22 protein-coding genes and 1 pseudogene are annotated in these 26535 nt (G+C 68.0%); 18 read left to right on the forward strand and 5 right to left on the reverse strand.

Annotated elements, in window-relative coordinates:
- The first annotated feature begins 101 nt into the window (after positions 1-101).
- Genes JC881_RS17970 through JC881_RS17980 form a run of 3 tightly spaced genes read left to right on the forward strand, consistent with a single transcriptional unit; the run spans position 102 to position 4170 of the window.
- Positions 102-1649, forward strand: coding sequence for an FGGY family carbohydrate kinase (locus JC881_RS17970; RefSeq protein WP_198787068.1), 1548 nt, complete (start codon positions 102-104; stop codon positions 1647-1649).
- The gene (locus tag JC881_RS17975; protein ID WP_198787069.1) at positions 1646-3406 is read left to right on the forward strand and encodes a glycerol-3-phosphate dehydrogenase/oxidase; all 1761 of its coding nucleotides are present in this window, start codon (positions 1646-1648) and stop codon (positions 3404-3406) included. The genes JC881_RS17970 and JC881_RS17975 overlap by 4 nt, the downstream gene beginning before the upstream one ends.
- A gap of 23 nt (positions 3407-3429) precedes the next feature.
- Positions 3430-4170 carry a GntR family transcriptional regulator gene (locus JC881_RS17980; RefSeq protein ID WP_233101868.1) on the forward strand — a complete coding sequence of 247 codons (741 nt, stop codon included), beginning with the start codon at positions 3430-3432 and terminating at the stop codon, positions 4168-4170.
- A 10-nt stretch (positions 4171-4180) separates the two neighbouring features.
- Here JC881_RS17980 and JC881_RS17985 read toward each other — a convergent pair whose 3' ends face one another.
- Genes JC881_RS17985 through JC881_RS17995 form a run of 3 tightly spaced genes read right to left on the reverse strand, consistent with a single transcriptional unit; the run spans position 4181 to position 9604 of the window.
- Positions 4181-5074 carry a DMT family transporter gene (locus JC881_RS17985; protein WP_198787071.1) on the reverse strand — a complete coding sequence of 298 codons (894 nt, stop codon included), beginning with the start codon at positions 5072-5074 and terminating at the stop codon, positions 4181-4183.
- A gap of 15 nt (positions 5075-5089) precedes the next feature.
- Entirely contained in the window at positions 5090-8206 is a 3117-nt protein-coding gene (uvrA, locus tag JC881_RS17990; RefSeq protein ID WP_198787072.1) for an excinuclease ABC subunit UvrA, read from the reverse strand.
- Positions 8207-8224: 18 nt separating this feature from the next.
- Positions 8225-9604: a chloride channel protein gene (locus JC881_RS17995; RefSeq protein WP_198787073.1), complete on the reverse strand. Its 1380-nt coding sequence runs from the start codon at positions 9602-9604 to the stop codon at positions 8225-8227.
- Positions 9605-9720: 116 nt separating this feature from the next.
- Between JC881_RS17995 and ssb the strand changes: the two genes are divergently transcribed.
- From ssb to JC881_RS18030, 7 genes are all read left to right on the forward strand, one after another.
- On the forward strand, positions 9721-10290 hold the full coding sequence (gene ssb, locus JC881_RS18000) for a single-stranded DNA-binding protein (protein WP_198787074.1): 570 nt from the start codon (positions 9721-9723) through the stop codon (positions 10288-10290).
- A 258-nt stretch (positions 10291-10548) separates the two neighbouring features.
- Positions 10549-11712: a sensor histidine kinase gene (locus JC881_RS18005; RefSeq protein WP_198787075.1), complete on the forward strand. Its 1164-nt coding sequence runs from the start codon at positions 10549-10551 to the stop codon at positions 11710-11712.
- 2 nt (positions 11713-11714) lie between these two features.
- Positions 11715-12449, forward strand: a complete 735-nt coding sequence (locus JC881_RS18010; protein WP_198787076.1) for a LytR/AlgR family response regulator transcription factor — start codon at positions 11715-11717, stop codon at positions 12447-12449.
- A gap of 197 nt (positions 12450-12646) precedes the next feature.
- Complete coding sequence (locus JC881_RS18015) at positions 12647-13243, forward strand: dihydrofolate reductase family protein (RefSeq protein WP_198787077.1); 597 nt, start codon at positions 12647-12649, stop codon at positions 13241-13243.
- A gap of 30 nt (positions 13244-13273) precedes the next feature.
- Positions 13274-14086, forward strand: coding sequence for a hypothetical protein (locus tag JC881_RS18020; RefSeq protein WP_198787078.1), 813 nt, complete (start codon positions 13274-13276; stop codon positions 14084-14086).
- Complete coding sequence (locus tag JC881_RS18025; protein WP_233101869.1) at positions 14086-14652, forward strand: SRPBCC family protein; 567 nt, start codon at positions 14086-14088, stop codon at positions 14650-14652. Before JC881_RS18020 ends, JC881_RS18025 begins: the two co-directional genes overlap by 1 nt.
- Before the next feature lie 316 nt (positions 14653-14968).
- Positions 14969-16957 (forward strand): sensor histidine kinase, encoded by a 1989-nt coding sequence (locus JC881_RS18030; RefSeq protein ID WP_198787079.1) that lies wholly within the window; start codon positions 14969-14971, stop codon positions 16955-16957.
- 9 nt (positions 16958-16966) lie between these two features.
- Here the strand turns inward: JC881_RS18030 and JC881_RS18035 are convergent, their stop codons facing one another.
- Positions 16967-17383, reverse strand: a complete 417-nt coding sequence (locus JC881_RS18035; protein WP_198787080.1) for a GFA family protein — start codon at positions 17381-17383, stop codon at positions 16967-16969.
- Between the two features lie 27 nt (positions 17384-17410).
- Positions 17411-18124 (reverse strand): YebC/PmpR family DNA-binding transcriptional regulator, encoded by a 714-nt coding sequence (locus JC881_RS18040; RefSeq protein WP_198787081.1) that lies wholly within the window; start codon positions 18122-18124, stop codon positions 17411-17413.
- 145 nt (positions 18125-18269) lie between these two features.
- Between JC881_RS18040 and JC881_RS18045 the strand changes: the two genes are divergently transcribed.
- The 8 genes and pseudogenes from JC881_RS18045 to JC881_RS18075 all read left to right on the forward strand — a co-directional run bounded on the left by JC881_RS18045 (position 18270) and on the right by JC881_RS18075 (position 26532).
- Complete coding sequence (locus JC881_RS18045; RefSeq protein ID WP_198787082.1) at positions 18270-19109, forward strand: isocitrate lyase/PEP mutase family protein; 840 nt, start codon at positions 18270-18272, stop codon at positions 19107-19109.
- A gap of 82 nt (positions 19110-19191) precedes the next feature.
- Positions 19192-20697, forward strand: coding sequence for a Crp/Fnr family transcriptional regulator (locus JC881_RS18050; protein ID WP_198787083.1), 1506 nt, complete (start codon positions 19192-19194; stop codon positions 20695-20697).
- Between the two features lie 184 nt (positions 20698-20881).
- Entirely contained in the window at positions 20882-21571 is a 690-nt protein-coding gene (locus tag JC881_RS18055; protein WP_198787084.1) for a Crp/Fnr family transcriptional regulator, read from the forward strand.
- Between the two features lie 420 nt (positions 21572-21991).
- Complete coding sequence (locus tag JC881_RS32720) at positions 21992-22834, forward strand: winged helix-turn-helix domain-containing protein (protein WP_198787085.1); 843 nt, start codon at positions 21992-21994, stop codon at positions 22832-22834.
- Positions 22835-22973: 139 nt separating this feature from the next.
- Positions 22974-24260: pseudogene (locus JC881_RS32865) on the forward strand (ESPR-type extended signal peptide-containing protein); the annotation flags it as partial.
- Between the two features lie 12 nt (positions 24261-24272).
- Positions 24273-24956, forward strand: a complete 684-nt coding sequence (locus tag JC881_RS32460) for a YadA-like family protein (protein ID WP_233101883.1) — start codon at positions 24273-24275, stop codon at positions 24954-24956.
- 213 nt (positions 24957-25169) lie between these two features.
- The gene (locus JC881_RS18070; protein ID WP_198787087.1) at positions 25170-25946 is read left to right on the forward strand and encodes an energy-coupling factor ABC transporter ATP-binding protein; all 777 of its coding nucleotides are present in this window, start codon (positions 25170-25172) and stop codon (positions 25944-25946) included.
- Positions 25939-26532 (forward strand): energy-coupling factor transporter transmembrane component T family protein, encoded by a 594-nt coding sequence (locus JC881_RS18075; RefSeq protein ID WP_198787088.1) that lies wholly within the window; start codon positions 25939-25941, stop codon positions 26530-26532. The genes JC881_RS18070 and JC881_RS18075 overlap by 8 nt, the downstream gene beginning before the upstream one ends.
- The last annotated feature ends 3 nt before the right edge of the window (positions 26533-26535 follow it).

The following is a 26535-nucleotide window of genomic DNA, read 5'->3' on the forward strand; positions in this document are numbered from 1 at the left end:
GTTGTTATGACAGGCTAGAATGTAATCCCGGCCCGATTGGGTGGAGTACTAGGGGAAACGCTACTGGCGATGTGCTTTTATTCCGCCGAAGCTGTTATGACATGATGCCAAACATACTGATCGGCGTGGACATGGGCTCGAGCAGCCTGAAAGCCCTGGCCCTCGAAGCCGGAAGCGGCCGCGCCGTGGCCCTGTCCCGCATGCCTTTGCCGCACGACCGGCTCGCCGGCGGCGGCTGCGAAGTGCGCGCCGCGGCCATCCGCGCCGCGCTCACCCACGTGCTGCGCGACGTGGCCCACCAGCTCGGGCCGCGCGCCGCAGAAGTCCGCGCCATGGCCTGCACCGGCCACGGCGCCGGCCTCTACGCACTCGATGCGAACAACGAACTTGTCGGCGGCCGCGCCGTCGCCTCCACCGACCAGCGCGCCGATGCCCGCGCACGGACATTGGCCAAAAGCCAGGGCGCGCGGCTCTTCGAGGACGTGGGCTGCGGCCCGTGGCCCGGCCAGCCGACGGTGATCGCCGCCGAGCTGCTGGGCGCCGATGCCGTGCAGCGCGGCGAGTTGCGCCGCCTCCTCTTCGCGAAGGACTACCTGGGCTTCCTGCTGACCGGCGAGATCGCCACCGACGCGAGCGATGCGAGCACCGCCGGCCTCGTGTCGCTCGCCGCGGGCGGCTGGTCGCAGATCGCCTTCGACGCCTCGGGCCTCACGGACCTGGGCGCGCGCAACTTCGGCCCGCTCCTGCCGAGCGGCACGGTGCTCGGCAAGTTGCGCGCCGCCGAGGCCGCGCTGTGCGGCCTGCCCGCCGGCATTCCGGTCGCGATGGGCGCCATCGACCTGCTCGCCTCGATGACGGCGATCTGCGCCGAAGGCCGCGGCCGCGCGGTGCAGGTGTTCGGCACGTGGTGCGTGAACGCGGTCATCGGGCCGGTGCTCGCGCCCAAGCCCGCCGTCGCCTCCATCGTGAATTTCGGCCGCACGCACGAGCGGCTCTACATGGAGAACAGCCCGTCGTCGATGGCCAACATCGCGTGGCTCGCCGGGGTGCTCGCGCTGCCCGATGCGCGCGCGGTGGTCGACCTCGCGATGACGGTGCCGCTCGGCGCCAACGGCCTGCGCTTCGCGCCCTTCATCAACGGCGGCGGTGGCGTGACGGCGGGCTTCGTGGGCCTGAAGAGCCACCACACCCGCGCCGACATGGCCCGCGCCGTGGTCGACGCCGTGGCGGCGCTGCATGTGCGCCAGACGGCGCGCCTGGCAGCCGGCGGCCTCGCGGTTTCCGCATCGACCGTGCTGGGCGGCGGCGCGAGCGATGCGCGCCTCGTGCGCCTCCTAGCCTCGCTCCTGGGCCGCCCGGTCGAACGCTGCGCCGACGACGAGACCGGCGCGCGCGGCGCCGCGCTCTACGCGGCCCTGTCGCAGGGCCTGGACGACGCGGCCGAAGGCAGCGCGCTGCTCGCGCCGTGCGACCTCATCGAACCCGATGCAAGGGACGCACGCGCCCATGCGGATTTCAACGCCGATTTCAACGAACTGATCGACAGCATGTCACCTGTATTCACCCACATCGCGGGCGGTGCGCAGAGCGCCGCACGGCCGCCCGAAGGCGCTCGCACCGCAGCGCGCAGCGCGGAGGTTTCTCCATGAGCGCATGGCAACTTCCCTTCGTGCGTCCGGCTTCGTTGGCGGACCGCCATTTTTCGACCGTGATCGTCGGTGCCGGCATCAACGGCGTCGGCGTGTTCCGTGATCTTTCACTGCAGCGCGTCGACTGCCTCATCGTCGACAAGGGCGACTTCGGCGCGGGCGCCAGCAGCGCGCCTTCGCGCATGATCCACGGCGGCCTGCGCTACCTGGAGAACGGCAGCTTCTCGCTCGTGGCGGAGGCCACGCGCGAGCGCAACCTGTTGCTGCGCAACGCGCCGCACCTCGTGCGCCCGCTCAAGACGGTGGTGCCGCTCGCGAACTTCTTCGGCGGCCTCATGAGCAGCGCGCTCAAGTTCTTCGGCCGCACGCCGCCGCAGCGCACGCGCGGCCTCCTGGCGGTAGCGCTGGGCCTGCGGCTCTACGACATCCTGGGCCGGCGCCAGCGCGTGATGCCGGGGCACCGCATCAGCCGCGTCCCGACCAACGACCGCGGCCTCTTCCGCGCGGCGATCCGCTGGACCGCGACCTTCTTCGATGCGTGGATCAGCCATCCCGAGTGGCTCATCCTCGAACTCATCGGCGACGCCTGCCGCGACCAGCCGCGGTCGGCCGCTGCCAACTACTGCCGCGTGATGGGCTGTGCGGGCAACATCCTCACACTGCGCGACGAACTCACCGGCGCACTGGTGCGCGTGACGGCCGACACCGTGGTGAACGCCACCGGCGCGTGGCTGGACCGCAGCGCCGCGGTGCTCGGCGGCGCGGGCCCGCGCGTGATGGGCACCAAGGGCTCGCACCTCGTGCTCGACCACCCCGCGCTGCGCGATGCGCTGGACGGCCGCATGGCGTATTTCGAGGCGGTCGACGGGCGCGTGTGCATCGTCTATCCGTTCCTCGATCGCGTGCTCGTGGGCTCGACCGACATCCCGGTGGAAGACCCCGACCAGATCGTCACCGAGCCCGCCGAGGTCGACTACCTCATCGACGTGCTGCGCGAGGTGTTCCCCAACATGGCCTTCGGCCGCGACAACGTGGTCTACACCTACGTCGGCGTGCGGCCGCTCGCGCGCTCCGACGCCGACAAGCCGGGCCAGATTTCGCGCGACCACTCGGTGGTGATCGATCCGCCGAACGCGACGCGCGACATTCCCATCGTCGGTCTCGTGGGCGGCAAGTGGACCACCTTCCGCTCGCTCGCCGAAGAGGCGACCACCGAGGTGCTGCAGCTCTTGGGGCGTTCGCGCACCGCATCGACCGAGCTGCTGCCCATCGGCGGCGGCGCAGACCTGCCGGTCGATGCGGCCGCGACCGAGCGCTTCATCGAGAAGATGACGGCATCGGGCATGGGCCGCACGCGCGCGCTCACGCTGCTCGCGCGCTACGGCTCCAAGGCGCTGCCCCTCGCGCAGCGCCTCGTGGCTTCGGGCGACGTGCCGCTGCAACACGCGCCTGATTACTCTGCCGCCGAGCTCTCGTACCTGTGCCTGGAAACCGGGGTGGTGCACCTGGACGACCTCGTCATCCGCCGCACGCTGCTGGCGATTCGCGGCCTCGTCACCGATGCCGCGCTCGCCGAAATCTCGGGCATCGCCGCCGAGGCGCTGGGCTGGGACGCAGACCGCGCGCACAAGGAACTGAGCGCCTGCGCGACCGCCCTGCGCGAGCGCCACAACGTGCGCCTGCAGGCCGTGGCGCCCGACGTGGAACCCTCATTCGATGCATCATTGATGGCCAGCTCCGCCCTCGGCCAGTCCTAAAAGTGAACAGTCCCAACGACAACATGTCGACCGTGCTCGACCGCAACTCCGAGTCCCCGCTGTGGGCCCAGTTCCGCGATGCGATCCGCCTGCAGATCCTGCAGGGCGTGCTGCCCATCGGCGCCAAGCTGCCGTCCGAAGCCGAGCTGGGCGACCAGTTCGGCATCTCGCGCATCGTGGTGCGCGAGGCCCTGGCCGACCTGGTGCGCAACAACCTCATCTACAAGATCAAGGGCCGCGGCGCGTTCGTCTCGGCGCGCGAGCGCGACGAGGATTTCGTCTCCACCGTGCTCGGTTTCTCCGACGAAATGGAACGCAAGGGCCGCTCGGTGCGCACGCAGATCCTCACGCAGGAACTGCGCGCGCCCACCGAACAGGAAGCCGCGTCGCTGGGGCTCACCGAGCCCGAGGCACTGGTCGTGGCGCTCAAGCGCCTTCGCAGTGTCGATGGCGAACTGCGCCTCCTGGTCGAGACGGTGGTGCCCGCGGACCTCGCGCCCGGGCTGCACCGCACGCGGCTGGATGACCGCTCGCTCTACGACGTGCTGCGCCGCCAGTACGGCCTGCGCCTGGTGCGCGCCGAGCGCTGGATCGATGCGGTGCTGCCCGATGCCGCGACCTGCAAGCTGCTCGACCTGCCGCAGCCCGAGCCGCTCCTGCGCATCGAGTCGATCGCCTACGGCGCGAACGGCCGGCCGCTGGAGCACTACCGCGCGCTGCACCGCTGCAAGGAAAGCCGCCTGCACGTGCAGACGACGACCTGAGGTTTCTGCGTCAGGCCTTGGCGGTGTTGCTGCGCGAAGGCCACAGCACCGAGGCGATGGCCACCATCATCAGCGCGACCGCGACCCAGTCCTGCCAGTGCACGACCTCGCCGAGCCATACCGCGCCACTGAACACGCCGAGCACGGGGATGAACATCACGCTCAAGGTCGAGGCCACCGGCGGCAGTCCGCGCGCGAGGTAGAACCACGCGGCATGCGCGAAGCCGAAGATCAGCACCGCGTTGTAGAGGATCGATCCCCAGGTCACCGGGCCCGGCCACTGCCACGGGGTGCGCTCGAAGAGCAGCGAGAGCACCGTCATCACCACGGCCGTCATCGCGGTCATCCAGAACGAGAGCGTGAGCGTCGGCAGGCCGATACGCGTGTGGCGCAGGAGCTGCGTGCCCAGCGCCCATGTCGCCGCGGCCACCAGTGCCAGGGCCACGTAACCGGGGCGCCCCGCCAGGTCTGTGAGTTCGTGCCACAGCAAAAGGCCCACGCCGACCGCGCAGGCGCCCACGCCGATCCATGAACGCCGCGTGAGCACGGCGGAGAACAGCACCGCGCCGATCACCGCCGAGAACACCGGCATCGTGTACCCCAGGATCGCCGCACGCCCGCCCGACAGCGCCTTCACCGCGAGGATGATGCAGGCGTGCCACACGAACATGTTGGTCGCCCCCAGCCACACCAGCTCGGGCCAGGCGCTGCGCGGCACGCGGAACGGCACCTTCATCCACACCAGCGCAAGGCCCAGCACCGGCAGGCCCAGCCAGATCGAGATCGCGCGGAACGCGAGCGGCGGATAGTCGGCCACGCCGAGCTTCATCACCGGCCAGTTGAAACCCCAGGCGAGGGTCAGGAGGACGAGCAGGACGAACTGGCGCGGGGTGAAGGAGGGCATGAACAGGCCTGGGGCTTACAGCAGGCGCTTGAGGTACCGCCCCGTGTGGCTCGCCGCGTTCGCCGCGATGTCCTCGGGCGTGCCTTCGCCCACCACCGTGCCGCCGCCCGCGCCGCCTTCGGGACCCATGTCGATGAGCCAGTCAGCGGTCTTGATGACATCCAGGTTGTGCTCGATCACGACGATCGTGTTGCCCGCGTCGCGCAGCTGGTGCAGCACCTTCAGCAGCAGCTCGATGTCGGCGAAGTGCAGGCCGGTGGTCGGCTCATCGAGGATGTAGAGCGTGCGGCCCGTGTCGCGCTTGCTCAGTTCGAGCGCGAGCTTCACGCGCTGCGCCTCGCCGCCCGAGAGCGTGGTGGCCGACTGGCCGAGCTTGATGTACGAGAGGCCCACGTCCAGCAGCGTGCGCAGCTTGCGCTCGATGGTCGGCACGGCCTTCAAAAACTCGTGCGCGGTCTCCACCGTCATCTCCAGGATCTGGGCGATGTTCCGGCCCTTGTACTGAACCTCGAGCGTCTCGCGGTTGTAGCGCTGGCCGTGGCACACCTCGCAGGGCACGTACACGTCGGGCAGGAAGTGCATCTCGACCTTCACCACGCCGTCGCCCTGGCAGGCCTCGCAGCGGCCGCCCGCCACGTTGAAGCTGAAGCGGCCGGGGCCGTAGCCGCGCTCGCGCGCGGTGTTGGTCTCGGCCATCAGTTCGCGGATGGGCGTGAACAGGCCCGTGTAGGTCGCCGGGTTGCTGCGCGGCGTGCGGCCGATGGGGCTCTGGTCGACGTTGATGACCTTGTCGAAATACTCGATGCCCTCGATCGACTCGTGCGCGGCCGGCTCCTCGTGCGCGCGGTACAGCGTGCGGGCCACGGCGGTGTAGAGCGTGTCGTTCACCAGCGTCGATTTGCCCGAACCCGAGACACCGGTCACGCAGGTCAAAAGGCCCACCGGGAAGGCGACGCTCACGTTCTTCAGGTTGTTGCCGGTGGCGCCGATCACGCGGATTTCCTGCAGGTCGGTCTGCGAGGCGATGTGGGCCGCCTCGCGCGCGGCGCGCCGTTCGGCCGCGGGGCTCTGCGGAAAGCGCGAGGGCTTCTTGCCTTCGTTGAAGGCCGGCTTCTTCACCACCGGAAGCCACGCGGTGCGGTGCCTGGGCACCTCGATCTTCTTGGTGCCCGAGAGGTACTGGCCGGTGAGCGAATCGGGGTTGGCCGACACCTCGGCATAGGTGCCCTGGGCCATCACGCGGCCGCCGTGCACGCCCGCGCCGGGGCCCATGTCGATGACGTGGTCGGCGGCGTGGATCATGTCCTCGTCGTGCTCGACCACGATCACGCTGTTGCCGATGTCGCGCAGATGCTTGAGCGTGCCGATGAGCCGGTCGTTGTCGCGCTGGTGCAGGCCGATGCTGGGCTCGTCGAGCACATACATCACGCCCGTGAGGCCCGAGCCGATCTGCGAGGCCAGGCGGATGCGCTGCGCCTCGCCGCCCGAGAGCGTCTCGGCGCTGCGGTCCAGGCTCAGGTAGTTCAGGCCCACGTCGTTGAGGAATTTCAGCCGCAGGCCGATCTCGCGCACCACCTTGTCGGCGATGTCGGCCTTGGCGCCGCGCAGCTTGAGCGTCTGGAACCAGGCGAGCGAATCGCGCAACGTGAGGTGGCTCAGCTCGAAGATCGCCATGCGCGGCGGCTCGCCGCCATCCGCCGGGCGGGCCGACTCGTCCACCAGGAACACGTTGCGCGCTTCACGCCGAAGCCGCGAGCCGCCGCAATCGGGGCAGGGCTGAAGGTTGCGAAAGCGCGCGAGGTCTTCGCGCACCAGCACCGAATCGGTCTCGCGGTAGCGCCGCGTCATGTTGGGGATGATCCCCTCGAAAGGGTGCTTCTTCGTGAGCTTCTTGCCCGCGAAGTTGCCCGACTCCATGGTGTAGTTGAACTTGATCTCTTCGGCCGCCGAGCCGTTGAGCAGCACCTGCTGCACCGAGGCGGGCAGCGATTCGAAGGGCGCGTCCACGTCGAACTTGTAGTGCTTGGCGACGCTCTCGATCATGCTGAAGTAATAGCCGTTGCGGCGGTCCCAGCCCTTGATGGCGCCGCTGGCGATCGAGAGCGACGGAAACGCCACCACGCGCGCCGGATCAAACACCTCGCGGTGGCCGAGGCCGTCGCAGCTCGGGCACGCGCCCACGGGCGAGTTGAACGAGAAGAGGCGCGGCTCGAGTTCCGACAGCGAGTAGTGGCAGATCGGGCAGGCGAACTTGGCGTTGAACAGGTGCTCCTTGTCGGCTGCGCCTTCGGCGCCCAGCTCCAGCGCAATGGCGCGGCCTTCGGCCAGGCGCAGCGCCGCCTCGAAGCTCTCGGCCAGGCGCTGCTGCATGTCGGGGCGTGCGCGCAGGCGGTCGATGACCACGTCGATGTCGTGCTTCTCGGTCTTCTTGAGCTTGGGAAGGTCGTTGTATTCGTAGGTCTGGCCATCGACGCGAAAGCGCACGTAGCCCGCGGCCTGCATCTCGGCGAAGAGCTCCAGGAACTCGCCCTTCTTCTCGCGCGCCACGGGCGCAAGGATCAGCAGGCGCGGCTCGTCGGGAATGGCCAGCGTCGCATCGACCATCTGCGAGACCGTCTGCGCCTGCAGCGGCAGGTGGTGGTCGGGGCAGTAGGGCGTGCCGGCGCGGGCATACAGGAGGCGCAGGTAGTCGTGGATCTCGGTCACCGTGCCCACGGTGGAGCGCGGGTTGTGGCTGGTGGCCTTCTGCTCGATGCTGATCGCGGGCGAGAGGCCCTCGATCACGTCCACATCGGGCTTGTCCATGAGCTGCAGGAACTGCCGCGCATAGGCCGACAGGCTCTCCACGTAGCGCCGCTGCCCCTCGGCATACAGCGTGTCGAACGCCAGGCTCGACTTGCCCGAGCCCGACAGGCCGGTGATCACCACCAGCTTGTTGCGCGGGATGTCCAGGTCGACGTTCTTCAGGTTGTGGGTGCGCGCACCGCGGATGCTGATGCGCTGCTGCGCCAGCACCGCGCCGAGGTAGGTGTCGCGTTCGAGTTGCGCGTCGCGTGCGCTTTCCTCGTGGGCGGCGATGTCTTCAGTGGCTTTGGAATTCAAGGGGGCGATCGTCCGAGGGCAACCGGACATGATAGACCGCCGCGGATTTCATGGCGAGCGGGCGGTTTCCGGCGGTGCGGGCGTGGGGGCTTCCGCCAGCGGATGCACCGGCTCGCTGCTGCCGATCGCCTTGCCCACCATATGCTCGGCCAGCGTGTCGTACAGCGGGCGGCTGATCATCCGCGAGACCAGGCTGGCCAGCATCGCCGCGGCCATGAGGCTGAGCACCATCGAGTGGCCGTCGACCATCTCCATGACGATGATGAACGCGGTGAGCGGCGCCTGCGTCACCGCCGCCAGGAAGCCGGCCATGCCCATGGCGATGAGCGCCGGCCCCAGGTCGCTGCTGGCCAGGCGCGCCACCGCGTCGCCGATGCCCGCGCCGATCGACAGCGACGGCGCGAAGATGCCGCCCGGCACGCCGCACCAGGCCGTGAGCCAGGTGGCCACGAATTTCAGCACCGTGTAGAGCGGCGTGAGCTCGTCGTGGCCCTGCAGCATCTGCTTGACCGCCTCCGAGCCCGCGCCGAAGGTGACGCCGCCCGTGACCAGCCCGATGACGGCCACCGCCAGTCCGCCGCAAGCCGCGAAGCGCACCGGAAAGCGCGCCCGCCAGCGGTTCAGGCGCCCGGGCGCGCCGGTCAGCGAAGCGATCAGCAGCCGCGCGAACAGCCCGCCGGCCGCGCCGCTCAGCACGGTGACCAGGAGGCCCGGCCAGAGCGCGTCCCAGCCGAGATGAGGCACCCGGATCACGCCGAAATAGCTGGTATTGCCGAAGGCCGACACCGCCACCAGGCCCGCGAGCACGATGGCCGTGATGATGAGCCCGCTGGAGCGAGCCTCCAGCCGCCCCGACAGCTCCTCGATGGCGAACACCACGCCCGCCAGCGGCGCATTGAAGGCGGCCGCGATGCCGGCCGCCCCGCCCGCCACCAGCAGCGCGCGCCCGTCGATGGTGGTGTTGGGCGAAAGCCAGCGCCGCGCGTGCTGCATCACGCCCGCCGCGACCTGCACCGACGGCCCTTCGCGTCCGATCGAGAGGCCCGCCGCGAAGCCCGCGACGCCCAGCCCGATCTTGGCGACCGTGAGCCGCAGCGACGCGAAGACGAAGCGCCGCTCCTCGGGCAGCGCCGGGTGCAGCGCCGCCTTGATCTGCGGAATGCCCGAGCCGCCCGCGCCGGGGAAAAAGCGCAGCGTGAACCACACGATGGCCGCGGTGATGAGCGGCGTGGTCAGCAGCACCGCCCAGGGCCAGGCGCGGTAGAAGCGATGGAACTGGCCGAAGACCCAGTCGCTCGCAAAGGTGAAGCCCACCACGAAGAGCCCGGCCGCGATGGCGTAGCCCAGCACGATGGCCCGGTCCAGCCAGACGCGGCCGCCGCGCAACTCGGCGCGCAGATGCTCGAAAAAGTCAGGTTCTCGGTTCATCGGTGCGGTCCATTCTGGCATCCGGCCGCGATGGCGCAGGCTCCGGCCGACTGCCTTGGGGCACAATCTCCGGTTCTTTTTCCTCCTCCTTCATCTACTTATCAGGGGCAGTGCATATGGCATCGGTCAATAAAGTCATCGTCGTCGGCAATCTGGGGCGCGACCCCGAAATGCGTACCTTCCCGAGCGGCGACCAGGTCGCGAACGTCACAGTGGCCACCACCGATCGCTGGAAAGACAAGCAAAGCGGCGAAATGCGCGAAGCCACCGAATGGCACCGCATCGTCTTCAACGGCCGCCTGGCCGAAATCGCCGGCCAGTACCTGCGCAAGGGCTCGCAGGTGTATGTCGAAGGCTCCTTGCGCACGCGCAAGTGGACCGACAAGGACGGCATTGAAAAATACACCACCGAAATCCGCGCCGACCAGATGCAGATGCTGGGCAGCCGCCAGGGTCAGGGCGGCCCGTCGGGCGGTCCCGAGGACGACGGCGGTTATTCGCAAGGCGGTGGTGGTGGCGGTGGCGGCGGCTACTCGCAGGGCGGCAACGGCAACGGCGGCGGTGGTGGCGGCTACGCCCCTCGCGCGCCCGCAGCGGCACCCCGCGCACCCTCGGCCGCGCCGCGCCAGGCACCGGCCAAGTCGTCGTCGGGCTTCGACGACATGGACGACGACATTCCGTTCTAAGAGCTACTTTTCCAAAGTCGTCGACAAAAGGCCCGTGGCAGTATCGCCCGGGCCTTTTTCGTTGTTCACGCCCTGCAGGACCCAGGCTGCTGGCAGGTGCGAAATTCAACAACAGGAGCGCCTGTCGCGCGCAAACGTTGTTTGACGCAAAGCCGGCTTGGTCGAGTGGCCGAGCGCCGGGGTTGGGCCGGCAAGCGCTATCCTGACCCGACAGCGCCCGCCGATGTGTCGCACCCGCTGGCGCCGGCCAGGAGACCCATGCCGAACAGAACGCAACCGACCCCATCCTTTTCGCCGCGCGATGGCCTCCCGACCCCTGAAATCCTGCGCGGCCGACTGGACCGTTTTGCCCTTGTGGCGCTGGGTTCGTTCTGGCTGACGTTCATCGCGCTCTATACGTTGCACGCTTCGCTCGTGGAGCCCGCGAAGGTCTGGAGCGGCATGGGGCCGCGGGTTGCCATCGCAGCGGCTGGCGCCGCCCTGTCCTGGCTCATGTATCTCGTGGTGGAAATAATCTCCGTGCAGGTCTTCGCGCGCAGGATTGCCTGGGTCATTGCCGTCAGTGTTCCAACGGCGATCCTGTTCGCTGCCAGCGATGCCCTGATCGGCGGGGTCATCAAGCCTGATCTGTCGATTGCGTGCCCGAACACGGTGCTCTGTACCTGGTCCGACATATGGAAACTCGAGGTCGACAACACCCTGGTCTGGATGTTCGTATTTTCCGCATGGGGCCTGTTGCATCTTTCGTTGCGTTCAGCGATCGAAACGTCCGTCGCCAACGAACGGGCGCACATCGAGCGGGAGGCGGCACGGATCGCGGAGATCCGCGCTTTGCGCTATCAGATCAATCCGCACTTTCTCTACAACTGCCTCAATTCCCTGACGGCCCTCGTTCGGCGAAAAGATACCTCTCAAGCGGAGGAAATGATCGGCGATCTGGGGCAATTCATCCGGTTCAGCTTGACGGTCGACGCCGTCGGCGATGTTTCGCTAGATAGCGAGGTGGAAATGCAGCAGAGATACCTCGATCTCGAGCAGCGGCGATTTCCCGAGCGGATGAAACTGGAACTGACGGTCGCGCCGGAGGTCGGGGCTGCCGCGCTGCCTCCGATGATCCTGCAACCGATCGTCGAAAACGCCGTCAAGCACGGGGTCGGCGCCACCAGCAGCACCGTGACGATTTCCATCCACGCCACCAGGCAGGGCAGCGACCGCGTCAGCCTCGTCGTCATGAACTCTGCCGAAGCCGGGGCGGACGAAGTGCCGCTGGCGTTGCCGGCGCCGGGCTTGGGAATCGGGCTGGCCAACGTCTCGGCGCGGCTCGCCGCGCGATTCGGCCCCACGGCCAGTTGCGTGGCCGGGCCCGACGGGCCGCAAGGGTATCGCGTCGAGTTGAGCTTCCCCTTCACCGCGGTCACGTGAGCATGGCGTTCACCGCGTTCACCGCGTTGGCCGTCGATGACGAACCTCTCGCGCTCGAGGCGCTTCAGGGCCACTGTGCATCCGATGGTCGTGTTCGCCTGATCGCCACCGCCGCCAACGGGATCGAAGCACTCCAGCGCGTCGACGCGCTGCGGCCGGACGCCATATTCCTGGACATCGGCATGCCCGGGCTCGGCGGCCTCGAAGTGGCGACAAGGCTGCAGGCCCTGGACAAGCCGCCGTTGGTGGTGTTCGTGACGGCGTACGACCATTTCGCCGCGGAGGCCTTCGACCTGGCTGTGGCCGACTACATGTTGAAGCCCCTTCGGGCCGAACGCTTCCGCCGTGCGATCGACAAGCTGTCCGACGTCCTGGGTCAGCGCAAAGGGTCGCTGCCTTGTCAGGCCGACGACCTCTGGTTGCCGCGCCGCGGCACTGTCGTTCGCGTGCCGATCGCCTCGATCGTGCGGGTCGAAGCTGAGCGCGACTACGCGAAGGTGCACACCGCGCAGGAAGTGTTCATGGTTCGCACGACGATGTCGGCGATAGAAGAACGCCTGCCTGCGGACCGGTTCGTCCGCATCCACCGTTCGACCATCGTCGCCGTCGATCAGATCGGCACGTGCCGGCATCTCGGAAATGGTGCCTGGGTGGCGGTCGATCTCATGGGCGAAAGCCGCCCGATCGGCCGGCATTACCTGGGGGCTGTCCGCCAGGCGCTGGGTATCCAGGGCTAGCCGGTCGCGCCGGCGAGCGGCGTCTATCGCTGCGGAGCGTCGCTTGTCGCTCTGAAATTGCGGACCGTGGGTGCCGGCGCACATCATCCGATCCCGTGCAGCCCCCTGCGCACAGCAAACGTTCGAAAGACCTCCTTCGTGGCTGGGTTCTGTCGAGATCCAAAACTGATTCCGCCAAGCAGCGGAAAGGAACACCAATGCGTAAATTGATTGCCGGCTTCAAGATTTCCCTGGACGGAAAAATGGAAGGCCCGCAGGGCATGGCCGACTGGGCGGAATCGTGGTCGGAGGACTACGGACTCACGGAGCAAATCGACGCGTGCATCCTCGGCGGAAAAATGTATCCAGGGTACGAAAACTATTGGAGCGGCCTTCAGCAGGATCCTTACAAGGTCGCATGGATCAAGGGCGTTCCCCCGACGCCGAAAGAGCTGGAATGGGCGCGATTTGCGGCACGCACGCCGCACTACGTGCTTTCGCAAAACCAGTCGTCGGCTCGATGGTCCAACACGTCCTTTCTTCGCAACCTGGACGATGTTGCAGGCCTGAAAAACCAGAGCGGCAAAGACATCTACCTGATGGGGGGCGGGCAGATCGCGATGAGCCTGATCGAGGCGGGCCTGGTCGATGAATTGCGGCTGCTCGTCCATCCCTTGATCGCCGGCCCGGGCACGTCGTTGTTCGCCACGCCTGTTCAGCGTCGCACGCTCGAGCTCCTGCATGTCAGCCAAGAAGCCGGCGGGCTCGTGCGGCTCGACTATGCAGTGAAAGCGCTGGTGGCTGCAGCCGCCTGATGGATGTTGTTCAACCCACGTGGAATGCGCATGACGAATCGTTTTTCAGCCACTGAAAACGGCAACGGTGAATGGAGATCGGCCCTGTGCGGTGCCGCATCTCGCCTGTTGATTGCGTTCTGCCTCGCCGCCCCATCGATCGGCAACGCCGAGCCGGCCGGCTCGACGCTCACACCCATGCCCGCCGAGTTGGAAGCGCGCTTCGCGCTCAGCGCGCTGCCTACCCGACTGCGGGATGGCGCGTCGGTCTATTTGCTCGATCCGGCCAAGGGCTATCGGCTGTCTCGCCAGGGCACCAGCGGCATTGCCTGCCTGGTGCAGCGAACGGCCTGGGAACTGGGCGAGCACCGCGACGATGTTTATTACGCGCTTTGCTACGACGCAGCAGGCATCGACACCTACCTGAAGGTCATCATGGACACGGCCGCGATGCGGGCCGAGGGCCTGGGCGCCGCCGAGCTCAAGGCGAAAGTGCTCGGCCGGTTTGCAGACGGCACCTACCGTGCCCCCACCAAAGCCGGCCTGTCCTACATGGTCGCGCCCCTCATGCGAACCGTGGGGCCTCCCGACATGGCGATCCATACGATGGCGATGCCCCACTTCATGTTCTACGCGCCGGGCGTGAGCAACGCAGACATCGGCGCCAAACCCGACCTCGCCGACCCGCGCAGCCTCCTGAATCCCTTCATCGATCGACAGGGGAATGCCGAGCAGAGCTACCTGATCCAGATGGTGGGAAAGGCGGAGAAGGCGCAGATCCTGAACGACGAGAAACGCCTGGTGAAGGATCTCTGCGGCCATCGGTCCTTTCTTTGCCTTCGCGCCGCCGGCCACAAGATGTGATGGGCCTGATGCTCGCAATCCACAAGCAGCGGTCTGTGGCCCGCTGCTTGTTCAACAACTTCACTCATCGAATGAATCGACAAATGGCCGTGCCTGAATTTCCCGCCGATCGCGAGCTTGTCTTCACGCGTCTCATCGATGCGCCACGCGCCAATGTCTGGCGCTGTTGGACCGATGCCGACCTGCTCAAGCGATGGTTCGCTCCCGCGCCCTTGAAGGTGACGCAGGCCCAAGTCGACGTGCGGCCCGGTGGCATCAGCTGTCTGACCATGCAGTTGCCCGACGGCACCGAGACGCCGAACGAAGGCGTCTATCTCGAAGTCATCGAGGGCAGGAAACTGGTTTTCACCGACGCGTTCACCGCGGCCTGGCAACCCAAGGAAGGGGCTCCGTTCATGGTCGCGACCATCACGCTGGACGATGAAGAGGGCAAGACCCGCTACACCGCCTGCGTGCGCCACTGGTCCACCGACGCCGCACGCCAGCACGAGAACATGGGATTCCATTCAGGCTGGGATGCATGTGCGACCCAGCTCGAAGCGCTGGCATCGACACGCTTGGCTTGACCAACGAAGGCCGGGCGTTGCGTGGGTCCTGCAGCGCTCTCCCTTGGACATTGCCGAGGTGCGTAGACTACGTAAACAAAAATGCCGAAACTCCAGGCCATGTTTACGATCGATAGGACCGCCCTGACCCGAGAGACCCGCTTTCATCGGGAGCGTTTGCGCCATGTACAAAAAAAGTCACCTGTAAAACCACGGATCCGAACGTCTCCCCTTGCATGACCGAAGCCGCAGCATCGCCGCTTCGGACACGCGTTCAGCCCGGGGCCTCCGCGCCCCCCGGCAATGCCCTGAACACCGCCCCGCAGCCCGCGCTCCAATGAACATCCCTTTGGTGCGCCAGCTGCATGCGTGGTTCTTCGAAGGCCTCTCGAAATACCGCGCCGCGCCCCTCTGGGCCAACGTGGTGCTGGCCGTCTCGCTCGCCTTGCTGGCGGTGATGATCGTCTTCTTCGGCGGATCGTCCGGCGCGCCGGGCGCCGCGGCCACGCAGATCACCCGCGCCGACTGGCAGACCACCGAGGCGCCGGGCTTTCGCGAACCCTCGCTCACCATGGACAGCCGCGCGCTGCCCGATGCCTGGCACCCCGCCGAACTGCCGCTCTCGCCGCCCATCGAGCTGCTGCGCCAGGCCGATGGCCGCGTCTCCGACAGCGCCACGCGCACCACCTGGCTGCGCGTGGCCGTGCGCGAGTTGCCGACGCATGCCGGTCCGCTCGCTCTCTATGGCGTGCGCATCAAGACCGACGGCACCATCGCGGTGTATGCCGATGGCCGGCTGGTGCACCGCGCGCAGGAGAACGGGCCGCTGTGGAACAGCACGCGCACGCCGCTGTGGGTGGTGATCGAGAAGACGCCCGATGCGGTGCCGCTGAAAGAAATCCTCATCCGCCTGGAGCACACGCGCCATGCGCAGGTGGCGGTGTCGCCGCTGTGGCTCGGGCCGGTCGATGCGCTCAAAGATCGCTACAGCAAGCGCCTGTGGTTCCAGCAGGACCTGCCCGCCATGCTCGGCGCGGCCTTCATGGCCGTGGGCCTGTTCGCGCTGTTCGTGTGGTTCCGGCGCCGGCATGAAACCGGCTACCTGCTCTTCTTCAACCTCGCGACCACGTCGTTCCTGCGCAGCCTGCACTTCTACGTGGGCCTGCCGGTGGCCAACGACTGGTTCGCCTGGCTCACGGTCAATTCGCTGTTCTGGCTGGTCGCGGTGGTGCACTTCGCGCTGCGGCAACTGCACGGCCGGCCGCTCAAGTGGCTGACATTTGGCGTCGTCGGGTGGACCGTGCTCACCGGCGTGCTGACGCTGCCGGGCCTGGGCATCCTCACGAACACGCCGCAGGTCACGCCGCTCATCTACGTCGGCGCGGCCTTCATGGGCGGTGCCGTGGCGCTGGTGGGCGGCATCAGCGCCTGGCGCCGCTCCAACGAGGGGCGGCTGGTGGCGGTGGGCATCGGCGTGTGCGTGCTGCTGGGCCTCTCGGACTGGTTGCTGCAGAACAACTTCGTGAGCCCCGAGGGCTGGTACCTGGGCGCCTACACCAACGCGGTCACCTTCAGCGTCTTCGGCACGCTCATGTACCGGCGCTACGTCAACGCCATCGCCGAGGTGGAGCTGGTCAACGCGAGCCTGGCCGAGCGGCTGCGCTCGCGCGAGGCCGAGCTCGACGAAAGCCACCGGCGCCTGCGCGAAGTGGAGCGGCGCCAGACCATCGGCGACGAGCGCCAGCGCCTGATGCAGGACATGCACGACGGCCTGGGCTCCTCGCTCATCAGCGCGATCCGCTCGGTGGAGAACGGGCGCCTCACCAGCGAGAAGGTGTCGCACATCCTGAAGAGCTGCCTGGACGACCTGAAGCTCACCATCGATTCGATGGAGCCGCTGGAGGAAGACCTGCTGCTCCTGCTGGCCACGCTGCGCTATCGCCTGGGCGCGCGGCTGGAGAGTTCCGGCGTCGCGCTGCGGTGGGAGGTGCAGGAGATCCCGCCGATCGAGTGGCTCGACCCGACCAGCGCGCTGCACATCCTGCGCATCGTGCAGGAGAGCATCGCCAACATCCTGCGCCACACCCGCGCCACCGAGATCCGCGTGGCCACCGTGCCCGAGGGCGAAGGCGTGCGCGTGAACATCCAGGACAACGGCCAGGGCTTCGACGTGGACAAGGCGATGGCCGAGGCCGGCGGGCGCGGCATGCAGAACCAGCTGCGCCGCGCGCAAGCCATCGGCGGGGGCGTCAGCTGGCGCTCGGGGCCGGACGGCACGCTCTTCACGCTGTGGCTGCCGCTGCAGCGCAAGCCGCGCAAGGCCTGAAGCCCGCACTCAGCCGGCGTCCGCGTGCCCCTGGTGCCGGGGCAGGTCGTCGTGGATGGCGAACCACGGCGCCTTCGAGCCGACGAAGATGTGCGCGCTGGGCCGGATCGACGGATCGTCCACCAGCGTGCCCAGCGTGACGTGCACGAACAGGCCGTCGCGCACCACCGAATAGAGGAACGAGCCGCACTGGCCGCAGTGGATGTCGCCGGCGTCCGGCTCGCCATGGATCAGCAGCTGGTCGTCGCCTTGCGTGAGGGCCAGCTTGTGCCGCTCGATGCCGGCAAAGGGCTTGAAGGCCGAGCCCGTGGCGCGGCGGCAGTCCGCGCAGTGGCAGTTCAGCGCATAGGTGAATTCGTCAGCCACGGTGTAGTGGACGGCGCCGCACAGGCACCGGCCGGCGAGGTTGCGGACGGGGTGCGTCACCGAGGCCTTCCGCAAGCGGTAAGGGCCTCAGCCTGCGAGGCCGACAAAAACGTTCTGCACATCGTCGTTCGCGTCGATGGCCGCGAGGAACACTTCGACTTCCTCCAGGTCTTCGGCGCTCAGGCTCGCCGGATCGACCGGGTTCTTCGGCTTGTAGCCCAGCTTGGCCGACAGCACCGTGAAGCCCTGCGCCGGCAGCGCGCGGCTCACCAGGTCCAGGTCGGTCGGGTCGGTGAGGAACACGGTGGCGTTGCTCTCGCCGGCGGGCTCGAAGTCCTGCGCGCCGGCTTCGATGGCGGCGACCTCGGGGTCGGCCGTGGCGTTCGCGGGCTCCGCCTCGATCATGCCGACGTGGTCGAAATCCCACGACACCGAGCCCGACGTGCCCAGCTGCCCCTTGCGAAACAGCACGCGCATTTCAGGCGCGGTGCGGTTCACGTTGTCGGTCAGGCACTCGACCATCACCGGCACGCGGTGCGGCGCAAAGCCTTCGTAGATGACGTGCTCGAAATGCACCGCCTCGCCCGTCAGGCCCGCGCCCTTCTTGATGGCGCGGTCCAGCGTGTCCTTGGGCATCGAGACCTTGCGGGCCTGCTCCACCACCAGCCGCAGGCGCGAATTGGAGGCCGGGTCGGCGCCGTTGCGCGCCGCCATCATGATTTCCTTGGCCAGTTTTCCGAAGAGGCGGCCCTTGGCATTGGCGGCCAGGTCCTTGTGCTTTGCTTTCCACTGTGCGCCCATGGCTGATGTTCCTTCGATTCGGGGCGACTACTGTAGCCGCAGCGCGAGGGGCGGCCGCAGTTTTCTCCAAGTTCCGGAGGCGGGGCGCCGCTACGCTGGCCTCGTTCCTCCAACTCATCGATCCAGACGACGCACCATGCCCACCATGCCCTCCACCGAAACGAGACAACGGCAAACCGAAACCTTCCACCGGCTGCACACCGGCCCCGCACCACTGGTGCTCGTGAACGCGTGGGACGCGGTCAGCGCGCGCATCGTCGAGCGCGCCGGGGCGACGGCCATCGCCACCACCAGCGCGGGCATCGCGTGGGCGCTCGGCTACGCGGACGGCGAGCGCATGCCCGTCGATGAAATGCTCGCGGCCACCGCGCGCATCTGCCGCGTGAGCCGCGTGCCGGTCACCGTCGACATCGAGCGCGGCTTCGGCGACAGCACCGGGGCGGTGTGCGACGTGGTGCGCGCGCTCATCGACATGGGCGCGGTGGGCATCAATATCGAAGACGGCACGCTCCCCGGCACGCGGGACCTCGCGCCGCCGGAGATCCTGTGCGAGCGCATCGAAGCGCTGCGCCGGCTCGATGCGCGCTTTTTCATCAATGCGCGCACCGACACCTATTTCGTCGCCAACGACGATCCCGCCGCCCGCTACGAAGACACGCTGCGCCGCGCGCGGCTCTATGCGGCAGCGGGCGCCGACGGCATCTTCGTGCCGGGCATGGCGAGCCTTGCGGAAATCGCGGGCCTCGCGGCCGCGGTGCCGCTGCCCGTGAACGTCTATGCCGGCACCACGCAGGCGCCGCCGGTGCAGGTGCTCGCGGATGCCGGCGCGCGCCGCATCAGCCTGGGCTGCGGGCCGTTGCAGTCCGCGCTCGGCTTGCTCGGTCGCATCGCCGGGGAGGCCTTCGATGCAGGGCAATTCCGCGCGATGGGCGAGGGCATGCTCGCGGCGGGCGAGGTCAACGCGCTCTTTTCCGCGCTGTCCTGATCGGTTGCCGAAACCTAGAATCCCGGGAGCGTTCGAAACGCACCAAGCGCAAGGGGAGCCGGTTGGCGAAACGAAAGGGCTCATGGATTCGCCACACAGCACGCGCGACGACTCCGCGCTCATCCGCCAGGCACTGGGCACCACCGAAGCCTTCGCCGCCTGGCCTGCGGCATTGCTGGACAGGCTGCTGCGCGTGGCCTGGCTGCGCACCTGCGCACGCGGCGAGCTGGTCTACAGCGAGGCCGTGGGCGAACCCGTGGTCCTGCTCGTGGTGTCCGGCCATCTGTTGATGAGCCGCCTGGCCGCCGGCGGTCCGGGCGTGCCCATGTCCCTCATGGGGCCCGGAACGCTCATCGGCGTGCCGCGCGCGCTCGACGCCAAGGGCGAGGCGCGCTGCATCTACGGTGCGCACGGCGACGCGGTGGTCGCCGGTCTGCCCGCGCGGGAAATGCTAGGCGTGCTGGACGCCGAGCCCTCGCTCTGGAAGAGCCTGACCCTCATGCTGCTGCGCCAGCATCGCCAGATGCTCACGGCCATGATCGACCAGCTCGGCGGCAGCCTGCGCCGGCGGCTGGCCGCCACCATCGCCCGCCTCGCGCAGGTCTACGGCGTGGACGGCGCCGCGATGACGCTGCGGCTGCGCCTCTCGCAGGAAGACATGGCCGGCCTGCTGCAGGTGTCGCGCGGCGCCATCAACAGGGAACTGCGCGCGATCGAGGCGCTGGGGCTCCTGCGCGCCGACTACGGCACCGTGACCGTGCGCGACCTGCCCGCGCTGCTCGCGCTCGGCGGCATCGCCAGCCGGCCCGCGCCCTTCGAGCCGGAAAGCCAGCCGGGCCATGCGCCGGCCGACGTCGCGCTCATGCGCCAGGGCCTGGCGCTCGTCGCGCGTTTCGCCGCGTGGCCGCCCGCGGCCGTCGAGGCGCTGTTGGCCTCGGCGCAACTGGGCCGCTATCGGCGCGGCGCGCGCGTGCGCATCGAAAGGAGCGACGGCGAGCCCGAGGCGCTGGTCGTGCTCTCGGGCCACCTGCTGGCCAGCCGCGTGCACGCGGACGGGTCGTACACGCCGGTGTTCGTTTTCCATCCCGGCCTGGTCGCCAACATGTACAAGGTGCTGGATCTGCAGCACCACCTGCACGACATGTACGAGGCGCTCGACGAGCTCGTCGTGGTGCACCTGGGGGGACGCGCGATCGTGGAGCGGCTCGATGCGCAGCCCGCGCTCTGGCGGGCCATGGCGCCCCCGCTGCTGCTGGGCGCGCGCGCCGTCGGCAGGACCCTGATGGACTACCAGACCGGCAGCACCCGCCAGCGCCTGGCCGCCACCATCGCCCGGCTGGCGCAGCTGTACGGCGCGGGCGACGGCAGCCCCGGCTTGCGGCTCGCGCTCTCGCAGGACGACCTGGCGACCATGCTGCAGGTCTCGCGCCAGTCCATCAACCGCGAGATGCGCGTGCTCGAAGCGCAGGGGCTCGTGGGGAGCGAATACGGCGCGGTCAGCGTTCACCAGCTTGCGGCCCTGCGGCAATTGGGGGTGCAGGGATCGGACGAACAAGGCGCACAGGGCGCACAGGAAGCGCAGCCCTGAATTTTCAATCGTTATTAAGTTACGAATTCAACTCGATTAAATTGCCCGCCGGCCAATCCGCCTCGAATTGCGGATTGAAATTAAATGTTGGCGATCATTTTCAAAGCAATTCAATTCCGAATTCATGAAATGAACCGCCGCACAGGGTGGCATCGTGAATTCGTCGGAAAAATCCGCGCAGGATATGGCGCTCCTGCTCCAGGGGTTGGGCACCGTTCAGGCATTTGCGCCATGGTCGGCCGCCGCGCTGCGGGAATTGCTGCAATCGGCCCGTCTGGGCCGGTATGACCGGGGGGCGTCGGTTCATCGCGAAGGCCGTGGCGGCTCCGAAGCGCTGGTGGTGCTGTCGGGCTACCTGATGATGGGTTGGTCCGGACCCGCCGGCGAGCCCCTGTCGCTCACGCTGGTCGGGCCGGGCACGCTGGCGGGCATCGGCGAGCCCGAATTGCATGACGAAACCCGCTATGCGTACCGCGCGCACGACGACGGCACGCTCGTCGCGCACCTGCCGGCCCCGCTCCTGCTCGGCATTCTCGATGCGGAGCCGTCGCTCTGGAAGGGCATGGCGCCGTTTCTCCTGCGGCAGCAGCGTGCGCTGCTCACCACCCTCCTGCACCAGCTGAGCGGCCCGGTGCGCCAGCGCCTGGCGGCCACGCTCACCCGGTTCTCGCAGATCCTGGGCGGCAGCGACACCACCCGGATGCTGCGCCTGCGCCTGTCGCAGGAAGACCTCGCGGCCATGTTGCAGGTCACGCGCCAGTCCATCAACCGCGAGATGCGCGCCTTCGAGCAGCGCGGGCTCCTCAGCGCCGAGTACGGCAGCGTGATCGTGCGCAACCTCGCCGCGCTGCGCGCGCTGGGGCGCGGGGCCTGAGCGCCCGGGGCGGATTTGCCGTCCTGAATTCATTGCGGATGTGCATTTATTTGCACGATGCAAATCTCATTGCCCTCAATTGTCGCGAACATCACTTTTCAATGGAATTGAGTCGAAAGCGGGATTGCCAATTCCGGAGTGTGCAATTGTTTGCACTCGCCGCAATTGCTTCTCGGGTAATGTCTTAAACATTACTTTCCGAGCCATTTAGCGCTCGCTCGTTGGGCAATGCCCTTCTAAAGTCCGCCCCGGATCGCAATGACACCGGGTCAGCGCTCCATTCCGGCGCCATGGGAATGATTTCTGAATTGGCGCAATTCGTTATTTGCTCTTTCAAAGGGCAATCCATCGGTAGACACGGCATCCCCGGGTGCCCAATTTCTGGAGTAAACAATGAATGGAACACGGGCGCCATCTTCCGTGGCCCTTGTCGACAGCGCCGAGGTCCAGCGCCTGGGCTTGGCCACCCGGCTGGAGCGGCGGGGCTATTGCCCGATGCTGTTTGCCGGCGTGTCCGAACTGCTGGCCGCGCTGGCCAGCGGCCGGCAATTCGAGGCCCTGCTGCTGGTGGACGACGGCACCGCGGCCTGGGGCCGCCTCTCGGCGGTGTGCAGCGTGCTCGGCATGCCGGCGCTGCTCCTGACCTACGAAGCCCGCTGGCGCACCCGCACCGAGCTCGACCACGACGTGCTGCTGGCGCCGCTCTTCGACTTCGCGACCTCCGACAGCACCGACATCGAACTGGACGCGCGCCTGCGCAACCTGATCCAGCGCGCCCGCGCCAACGCCAACGGACGCCGCTACGCCCAGGTCCACGAAACCACCATCGGCGGCTACGAGTTCCTCGAAGGCCCGCAGATCGTGGTGCACAAGGGGCGCGAAATCATGCTGCAGCCGCGCCAGTTCGAACTGGCGCTCGAACTCTTTCGCAACGTCGGCCGGCTCGTTACGCGCGAGTGGCTGTGGAACTCGTTCTGGGGCCCGGTGCTGCCGCGCGAAGGCGTGCGCGCCCTGGACGTGTGCGTGGCCAACGTGCGCCGCAAGCTCGATCTGCGGCCCGAAAACGGCTTCACGCTGCGCGCTGTCTACAAGCGCGGCTACCAGCTGCGCACAACGCCGCCGCGCAACCGCACCGATGCGGGGCTGGCGCCGGCGACTGCATCCAGGCCGCCGGGTTTCGCACGCGCCGATGGCGCCCTCAACGGACTGGCCCTCGGGCCGGCCGCCCCTCTCGGCCCGGACATGGGCCTGCAGCTTTCCTGACCCCCAAGGCGAACTGAACCGAACCGAACCGCCGGCGCATCCGCGCCGCACGCGCGATCGAGGCTGTGGGGAGGGGCCCTCGATCCGTTTTTTTGTCCATCCCCCCCGTCGTTAGTTAGTTTTAAAACTGTTGACCAACATGAATAAATCACATCGCTCGGTATGGAATGAATCGCTCGGCGCCTGGGTTGCCGCTTCCGAAACCACCAAGGCGCGCGGCAAGCGCAGCAAATCCGCCCGGCTGGTGGCCGCCACGTTCGCGGGCCTGGTTCTGGCGGGTGCCTCGATGGGAAGTGCTTTTGCGGAGGATGCTCCTGCGGCAGAGGAAACGGCTGCCGCGGCACAGGATGCTCCGGCGGTTGATCAAAAGACTACCTCTGCAGATGAGAGATCTCTCCAGCGCGATCCGAGTGCGACGTCACAAGAAGACCGGCTTGCCCTCGGCCCTGCGACTGTCCCGAGTGTTTATTGGGAGGACCGCGATTTTGAAAAAGACCGGGCAGCCGCGTTTGCGACCAAAGAGGGCGAAGCCAAGCTGAGGGCAGACATGGCCCCCCAGATGTTCACGTTGTCGGGCACCGCGACTGGCATCTATGCCAGCGCTTTGAACAATATGGCTTCGGCACTTGGCGCCGCCAGCATGGCTGCTGGTTACGCCTCCACTGCTATCGGGCATTACAGCCTTGCCAAGGACGAGTCTTCCACGGCGGTGGGTGACAGCGCCGAGGCCCAGAGTTTGTCGTCAACGGCCGTTGGCGCCTATAGCTTGGCTAAGGGCGAGCAAGCTTCGGCTTTCGGTATCCTCGCAAAGGCCGATGGGGAGCGCGCTACGGCACTCGGGTCCGAGGCTGTCGCGGTCGGACTCGCGTCCACGGCCGTCGGCGATCAAGCGTTCGCAAAGGGAGAGGGCACATCAGCTATTGGCGCGCAAGCTATCGCCGAGGGCGTAAGTGCTGCAGCCTTCGGTAATTTTGCAAATGCCACCGGCGACAACACGGTTGCAGTAGGTAGCGAAGCAGCTGCAACACAACAGAACGCCGTGGCTGTGGGTAACCTCGCCGAGGCTAAAGGGATGAGATCTGTGGCAATCGGCGATTCCTCCACCGCAGACGGGGAGCGTGCCGTGGCGCTGGGTAGTGCCGCAACCGCTACCGGGCTAAACGCCACGGCAATCGGCCATTCGTCAATCTCCAACGGGTCGGCTTCGTTGGCCGCTGGCTATAACTCGGGGGCTAACGGCGAAGCTGCTGCAGCCGTCGGCAGCAATGCGCTTGCCGAGGGAAAGGCCGCCGCAGCCTTCGGCTCAGACTCCTGGGCGCAGGGAGACAATGCTCTGGCCCTTGGCCAACAGTCGCTTGCGCAGGGCACTGGCGCCGTGGCATTGGGTTGGGATTCTTGGGCGAGCACGGCAGGTGGAGTGGCGCTGGGCTCGGGTTCGTTGGCCTCCCGCGCTGGCGGCGTGGCGGGCTATGTGCCCGAGGGCGCCACGGCGGCACAAAGGGCTGCCATCGCGGCAACGACCAGCACTGTCGACTTGGACGGTAATGCGGTGGGTGCGGTATCGGTCGGCGACGAGGCCGCGGGCCTCTATCGCCAGATCACCGGCGTCGCAGCCGGCTCGGCCGACACCGACGCCGCCAACATCGCGCAGCTGAAGGCCGCCGCCGAGAACGTCAAGGCGGGCACCGTGCAGTACGCGACCAACCCCGACGGCTCGGTCAACTACAACCAGGTGACCCTGGGCAACGGCCAGGCACCGGGCGGCACGCGCATCTCGAACGTCGCGCCGGGCGTGGTGGGCACCGATGCCGTCAACGTGAACCAGCTCTCGGCCGTCTCGGCCGCGTCGGAATCGCGCTACCGCCAGTTGGACAACCACGTGCGCGACGTCGCCAAGAAGGCCTACGGTGGCGTGGCCGCCGCCATGGCGATGGAAAGCGCACCGTACGTGCCGGGCAAGGTGTCGTACTCGGCTGCGCTGGGCCACTACCAGGGCGAATCGGCCGTGGGCGTGTCGCTGCGCAAGACCTCGGACGACGGCCAGTGGAGCATCACGGGCGGCGTGTCGGCCGCATCGTCGGGCGGCGCGGGCGTGCGCGTGGGCGTGAGCGGCGTGTTCTGAGCGTTCGCGGCTGAAGCGCCGTGCCGCAGAGCGCCCGCCGCAACGGCGGCGTGAGCGGCACAGGCAAACCACCCTGAAGGGGTCGGCAACTGCACGGGGGCGCCCCAGAGCCCTCTTGCCGGAGCCGGCCCCTTTTCACGTCCGGCGCAGGGACGCGGACGCAATGCCCGCGCGCCTCGGGCGACGAAACGCCTGGGGTACAGTGGCGACCCCTTGCCGCAGCCCACACCCACCGATCCTCCCGTTCCGCACAGCATCCACCTCGAATCGGTCACGCTGGTTCGCGGCGAGCAGCGCGTCTTCGACGGGCTCACGCTCAGCCTGGACGAAGCGCGCATCGGGCTCGTCGGCGACAACGGCGCGGGCAAGAGCAGCCTGTTTCGCCTGATCAGCGGGCTCGACCAGCCGCAGCACGGGCGCGTCGTGGTGCATGGGTGCGATACCCAGACGGACCGCCGCGAACTCTCGCAGCACGTCGGCCTGATGTTCCAGAACCCCGACGACCAGATCATCTTTCCCACCGTGGCCGAAGAGCTCGCGTTCAGCCTCACCGCGCGCGGCCAGACGCGGCAGGCGGCGCGCGAGCGGGCACGAGAATTCCTCGCGGAGCGCGGGCTCGCGGCGTGGGCCGGTCGCGCCATCGGCGAACTCAGCCAGGGCCAGCGCCAGCAGGTGTGCCTGCTCGCGCTGCAGATCAGCCAGCCCGCCACGCTGCTGCTGGACGAACCGTTCGCGAGCCTCGACCTGCTGAGCCAGGCGCGGCTCGCGGCGCAGCTCGAAGCGACCGGGCAGCAGATCGTCGTTTCCACGCATTTGCTCGAGCACGTCCACGGCTTCGAGCGCGTGCTGTGGCTCGAGCAGGGCCGGGTGCGCGCCGACGGGCCGGGCCGCGAGGTCTGCGAGGCCTATGCCGAAGACGTGCGCCGGCGCGCGGCGGCCGAGCGGAGCGCGCGGCATTCCGAGGCCGAGCGGGACGCACGGCGTGCGTAGCCTCTATTCATCCCATCCGACCTGGCTGCATGCGGTGCCCGCGTGGGTCAAGCTCGCGGTGCTTTCGGTGTGCGGCACGCTGCTGGTGCTGGTCGCGCGGCCGGTGCATCTGGGCATTGCGTGCGCGGTGGTGCTGCTGCTTTTCGCATCGCTCGGCCGCACCGCGTGGCGGCGCTTGCGGATGCTGGTCGGCATCGCGATCGGCTGCGCGTTGATCGTGGGCTTTCACTGGTTCCTGGGCACGACCATGCTCGGCGTCGCGAGCGCGCTGCGCCTGGCGAGCGCGGCCGTGCTCGCGCTGATGCTCACGCTCACCACGCGTTTCGAAGACCTGCTGGCCGTGCTCGAAACCGTGATGCAGCCGCTGCAGCGCCTGGGCGTTCCGACCGAGCGCATCGCGCTGGGCATCGGCCTCATGCTGCGCTTTGCCGAGAACTTCTACGTGCAGTGGCAGCGGCTGGACGACGCCTACCGCGCCCGCGCGGGCCACGGCGGCGGCATTCGGCTGCTGGCGCCGCTGACCATCCGCACGCTGCAGACGGCCGAGCGCGTGGCCGATGCGCTGGCCGCGCGGCTGGGGCGATAGCCC

It is taken from the genome of Variovorax sp. IB41 (assembly GCF_016405905.1).
Taxonomy (GTDB): Bacteria; Pseudomonadota; Gammaproteobacteria; order Burkholderiales; family Burkholderiaceae_C; genus Variovorax.

What these genes read in the sequence shown, in the direction of transcription:
- JC881_RS17980 (WP_233101868.1), top strand. Translation starts at nt 3,430, where the DNA reads ATGTCGACCGTGCTCGACCGCAACTCCGAGTCCCCGCTGTGGGCCCAG.
- JC881_RS17970 (WP_198787068.1), top strand. Translation starts at nt 102, where the DNA reads ATGATGCCAAACATACTGATCGGCGTGGACATGGGCTCGAGCAGCCTG.
- JC881_RS18015 (WP_198787077.1), top strand. Translation starts at nt 12,647, where the DNA reads ATGCGTAAATTGATTGCCGGCTTCAAGATTTCCCTGGACGGAAAAATG.
- JC881_RS18055 (WP_198787084.1), top strand. Translation starts at nt 20,882, where the DNA reads ATGGCGCTCCTGCTCCAGGGGTTGGGCACCGTTCAGGCATTTGCGCCA.
- JC881_RS17985 (WP_198787071.1), bottom strand. Translation starts at nt 5,074, where the DNA reads ATGCCCTCCTTCACCCCGCGCCAGTTCGTCCTGCTCGTCCTCCTGACC.
- JC881_RS18020 (WP_198787078.1), top strand. Translation starts at nt 13,274, where the DNA reads ATGACGAATCGTTTTTCAGCCACTGAAAACGGCAACGGTGAATGGAGA.
- JC881_RS17995 (WP_198787073.1), bottom strand. Translation starts at nt 9,604, where the DNA reads ATGAACCGAGAACCTGACTTTTTCGAGCATCTGCGCGCCGAGTTGCGC.
- JC881_RS18030 (WP_198787079.1), top strand. Translation starts at nt 14,969, where the DNA reads ATGAACATCCCTTTGGTGCGCCAGCTGCATGCGTGGTTCTTCGAAGGC.
- JC881_RS18040 (WP_198787081.1), bottom strand. Translation starts at nt 18,124, where the DNA reads ATGGGCGCACAGTGGAAAGCAAAGCACAAGGACCTGGCCGCCAATGCC.
- JC881_RS18045 (WP_198787082.1), top strand. Translation starts at nt 18,270, where the DNA reads ATGCCCTCCACCGAAACGAGACAACGGCAAACCGAAACCTTCCACCGG.
- JC881_RS17975 (WP_198787069.1), top strand. Translation starts at nt 1,646, where the DNA reads ATGAGCGCATGGCAACTTCCCTTCGTGCGTCCGGCTTCGTTGGCGGAC.
- JC881_RS18005 (WP_198787075.1), top strand. Translation starts at nt 10,549, where the DNA reads ATGCCGAACAGAACGCAACCGACCCCATCCTTTTCGCCGCGCGATGGC.
- uvrA (WP_198787072.1), bottom strand. Translation starts at nt 8,206, where the DNA reads ATGTCCGGTTGCCCTCGGACGATCGCCCCCTTGAATTCCAAAGCCACT.
- JC881_RS18050 (WP_198787083.1), top strand. Translation starts at nt 19,192, where the DNA reads ATGGATTCGCCACACAGCACGCGCGACGACTCCGCGCTCATCCGCCAG.
- JC881_RS18025 (WP_233101869.1), top strand. Translation starts at nt 14,086, where the DNA reads ATGGGCCTGATGCTCGCAATCCACAAGCAGCGGTCTGTGGCCCGCTGC.
- JC881_RS18010 (WP_198787076.1), top strand. Translation starts at nt 11,715, where the DNA reads ATGGCGTTCACCGCGTTCACCGCGTTGGCCGTCGATGACGAACCTCTC.
- ssb (WP_198787074.1), top strand. Translation starts at nt 9,721, where the DNA reads ATGGCATCGGTCAATAAAGTCATCGTCGTCGGCAATCTGGGGCGCGAC.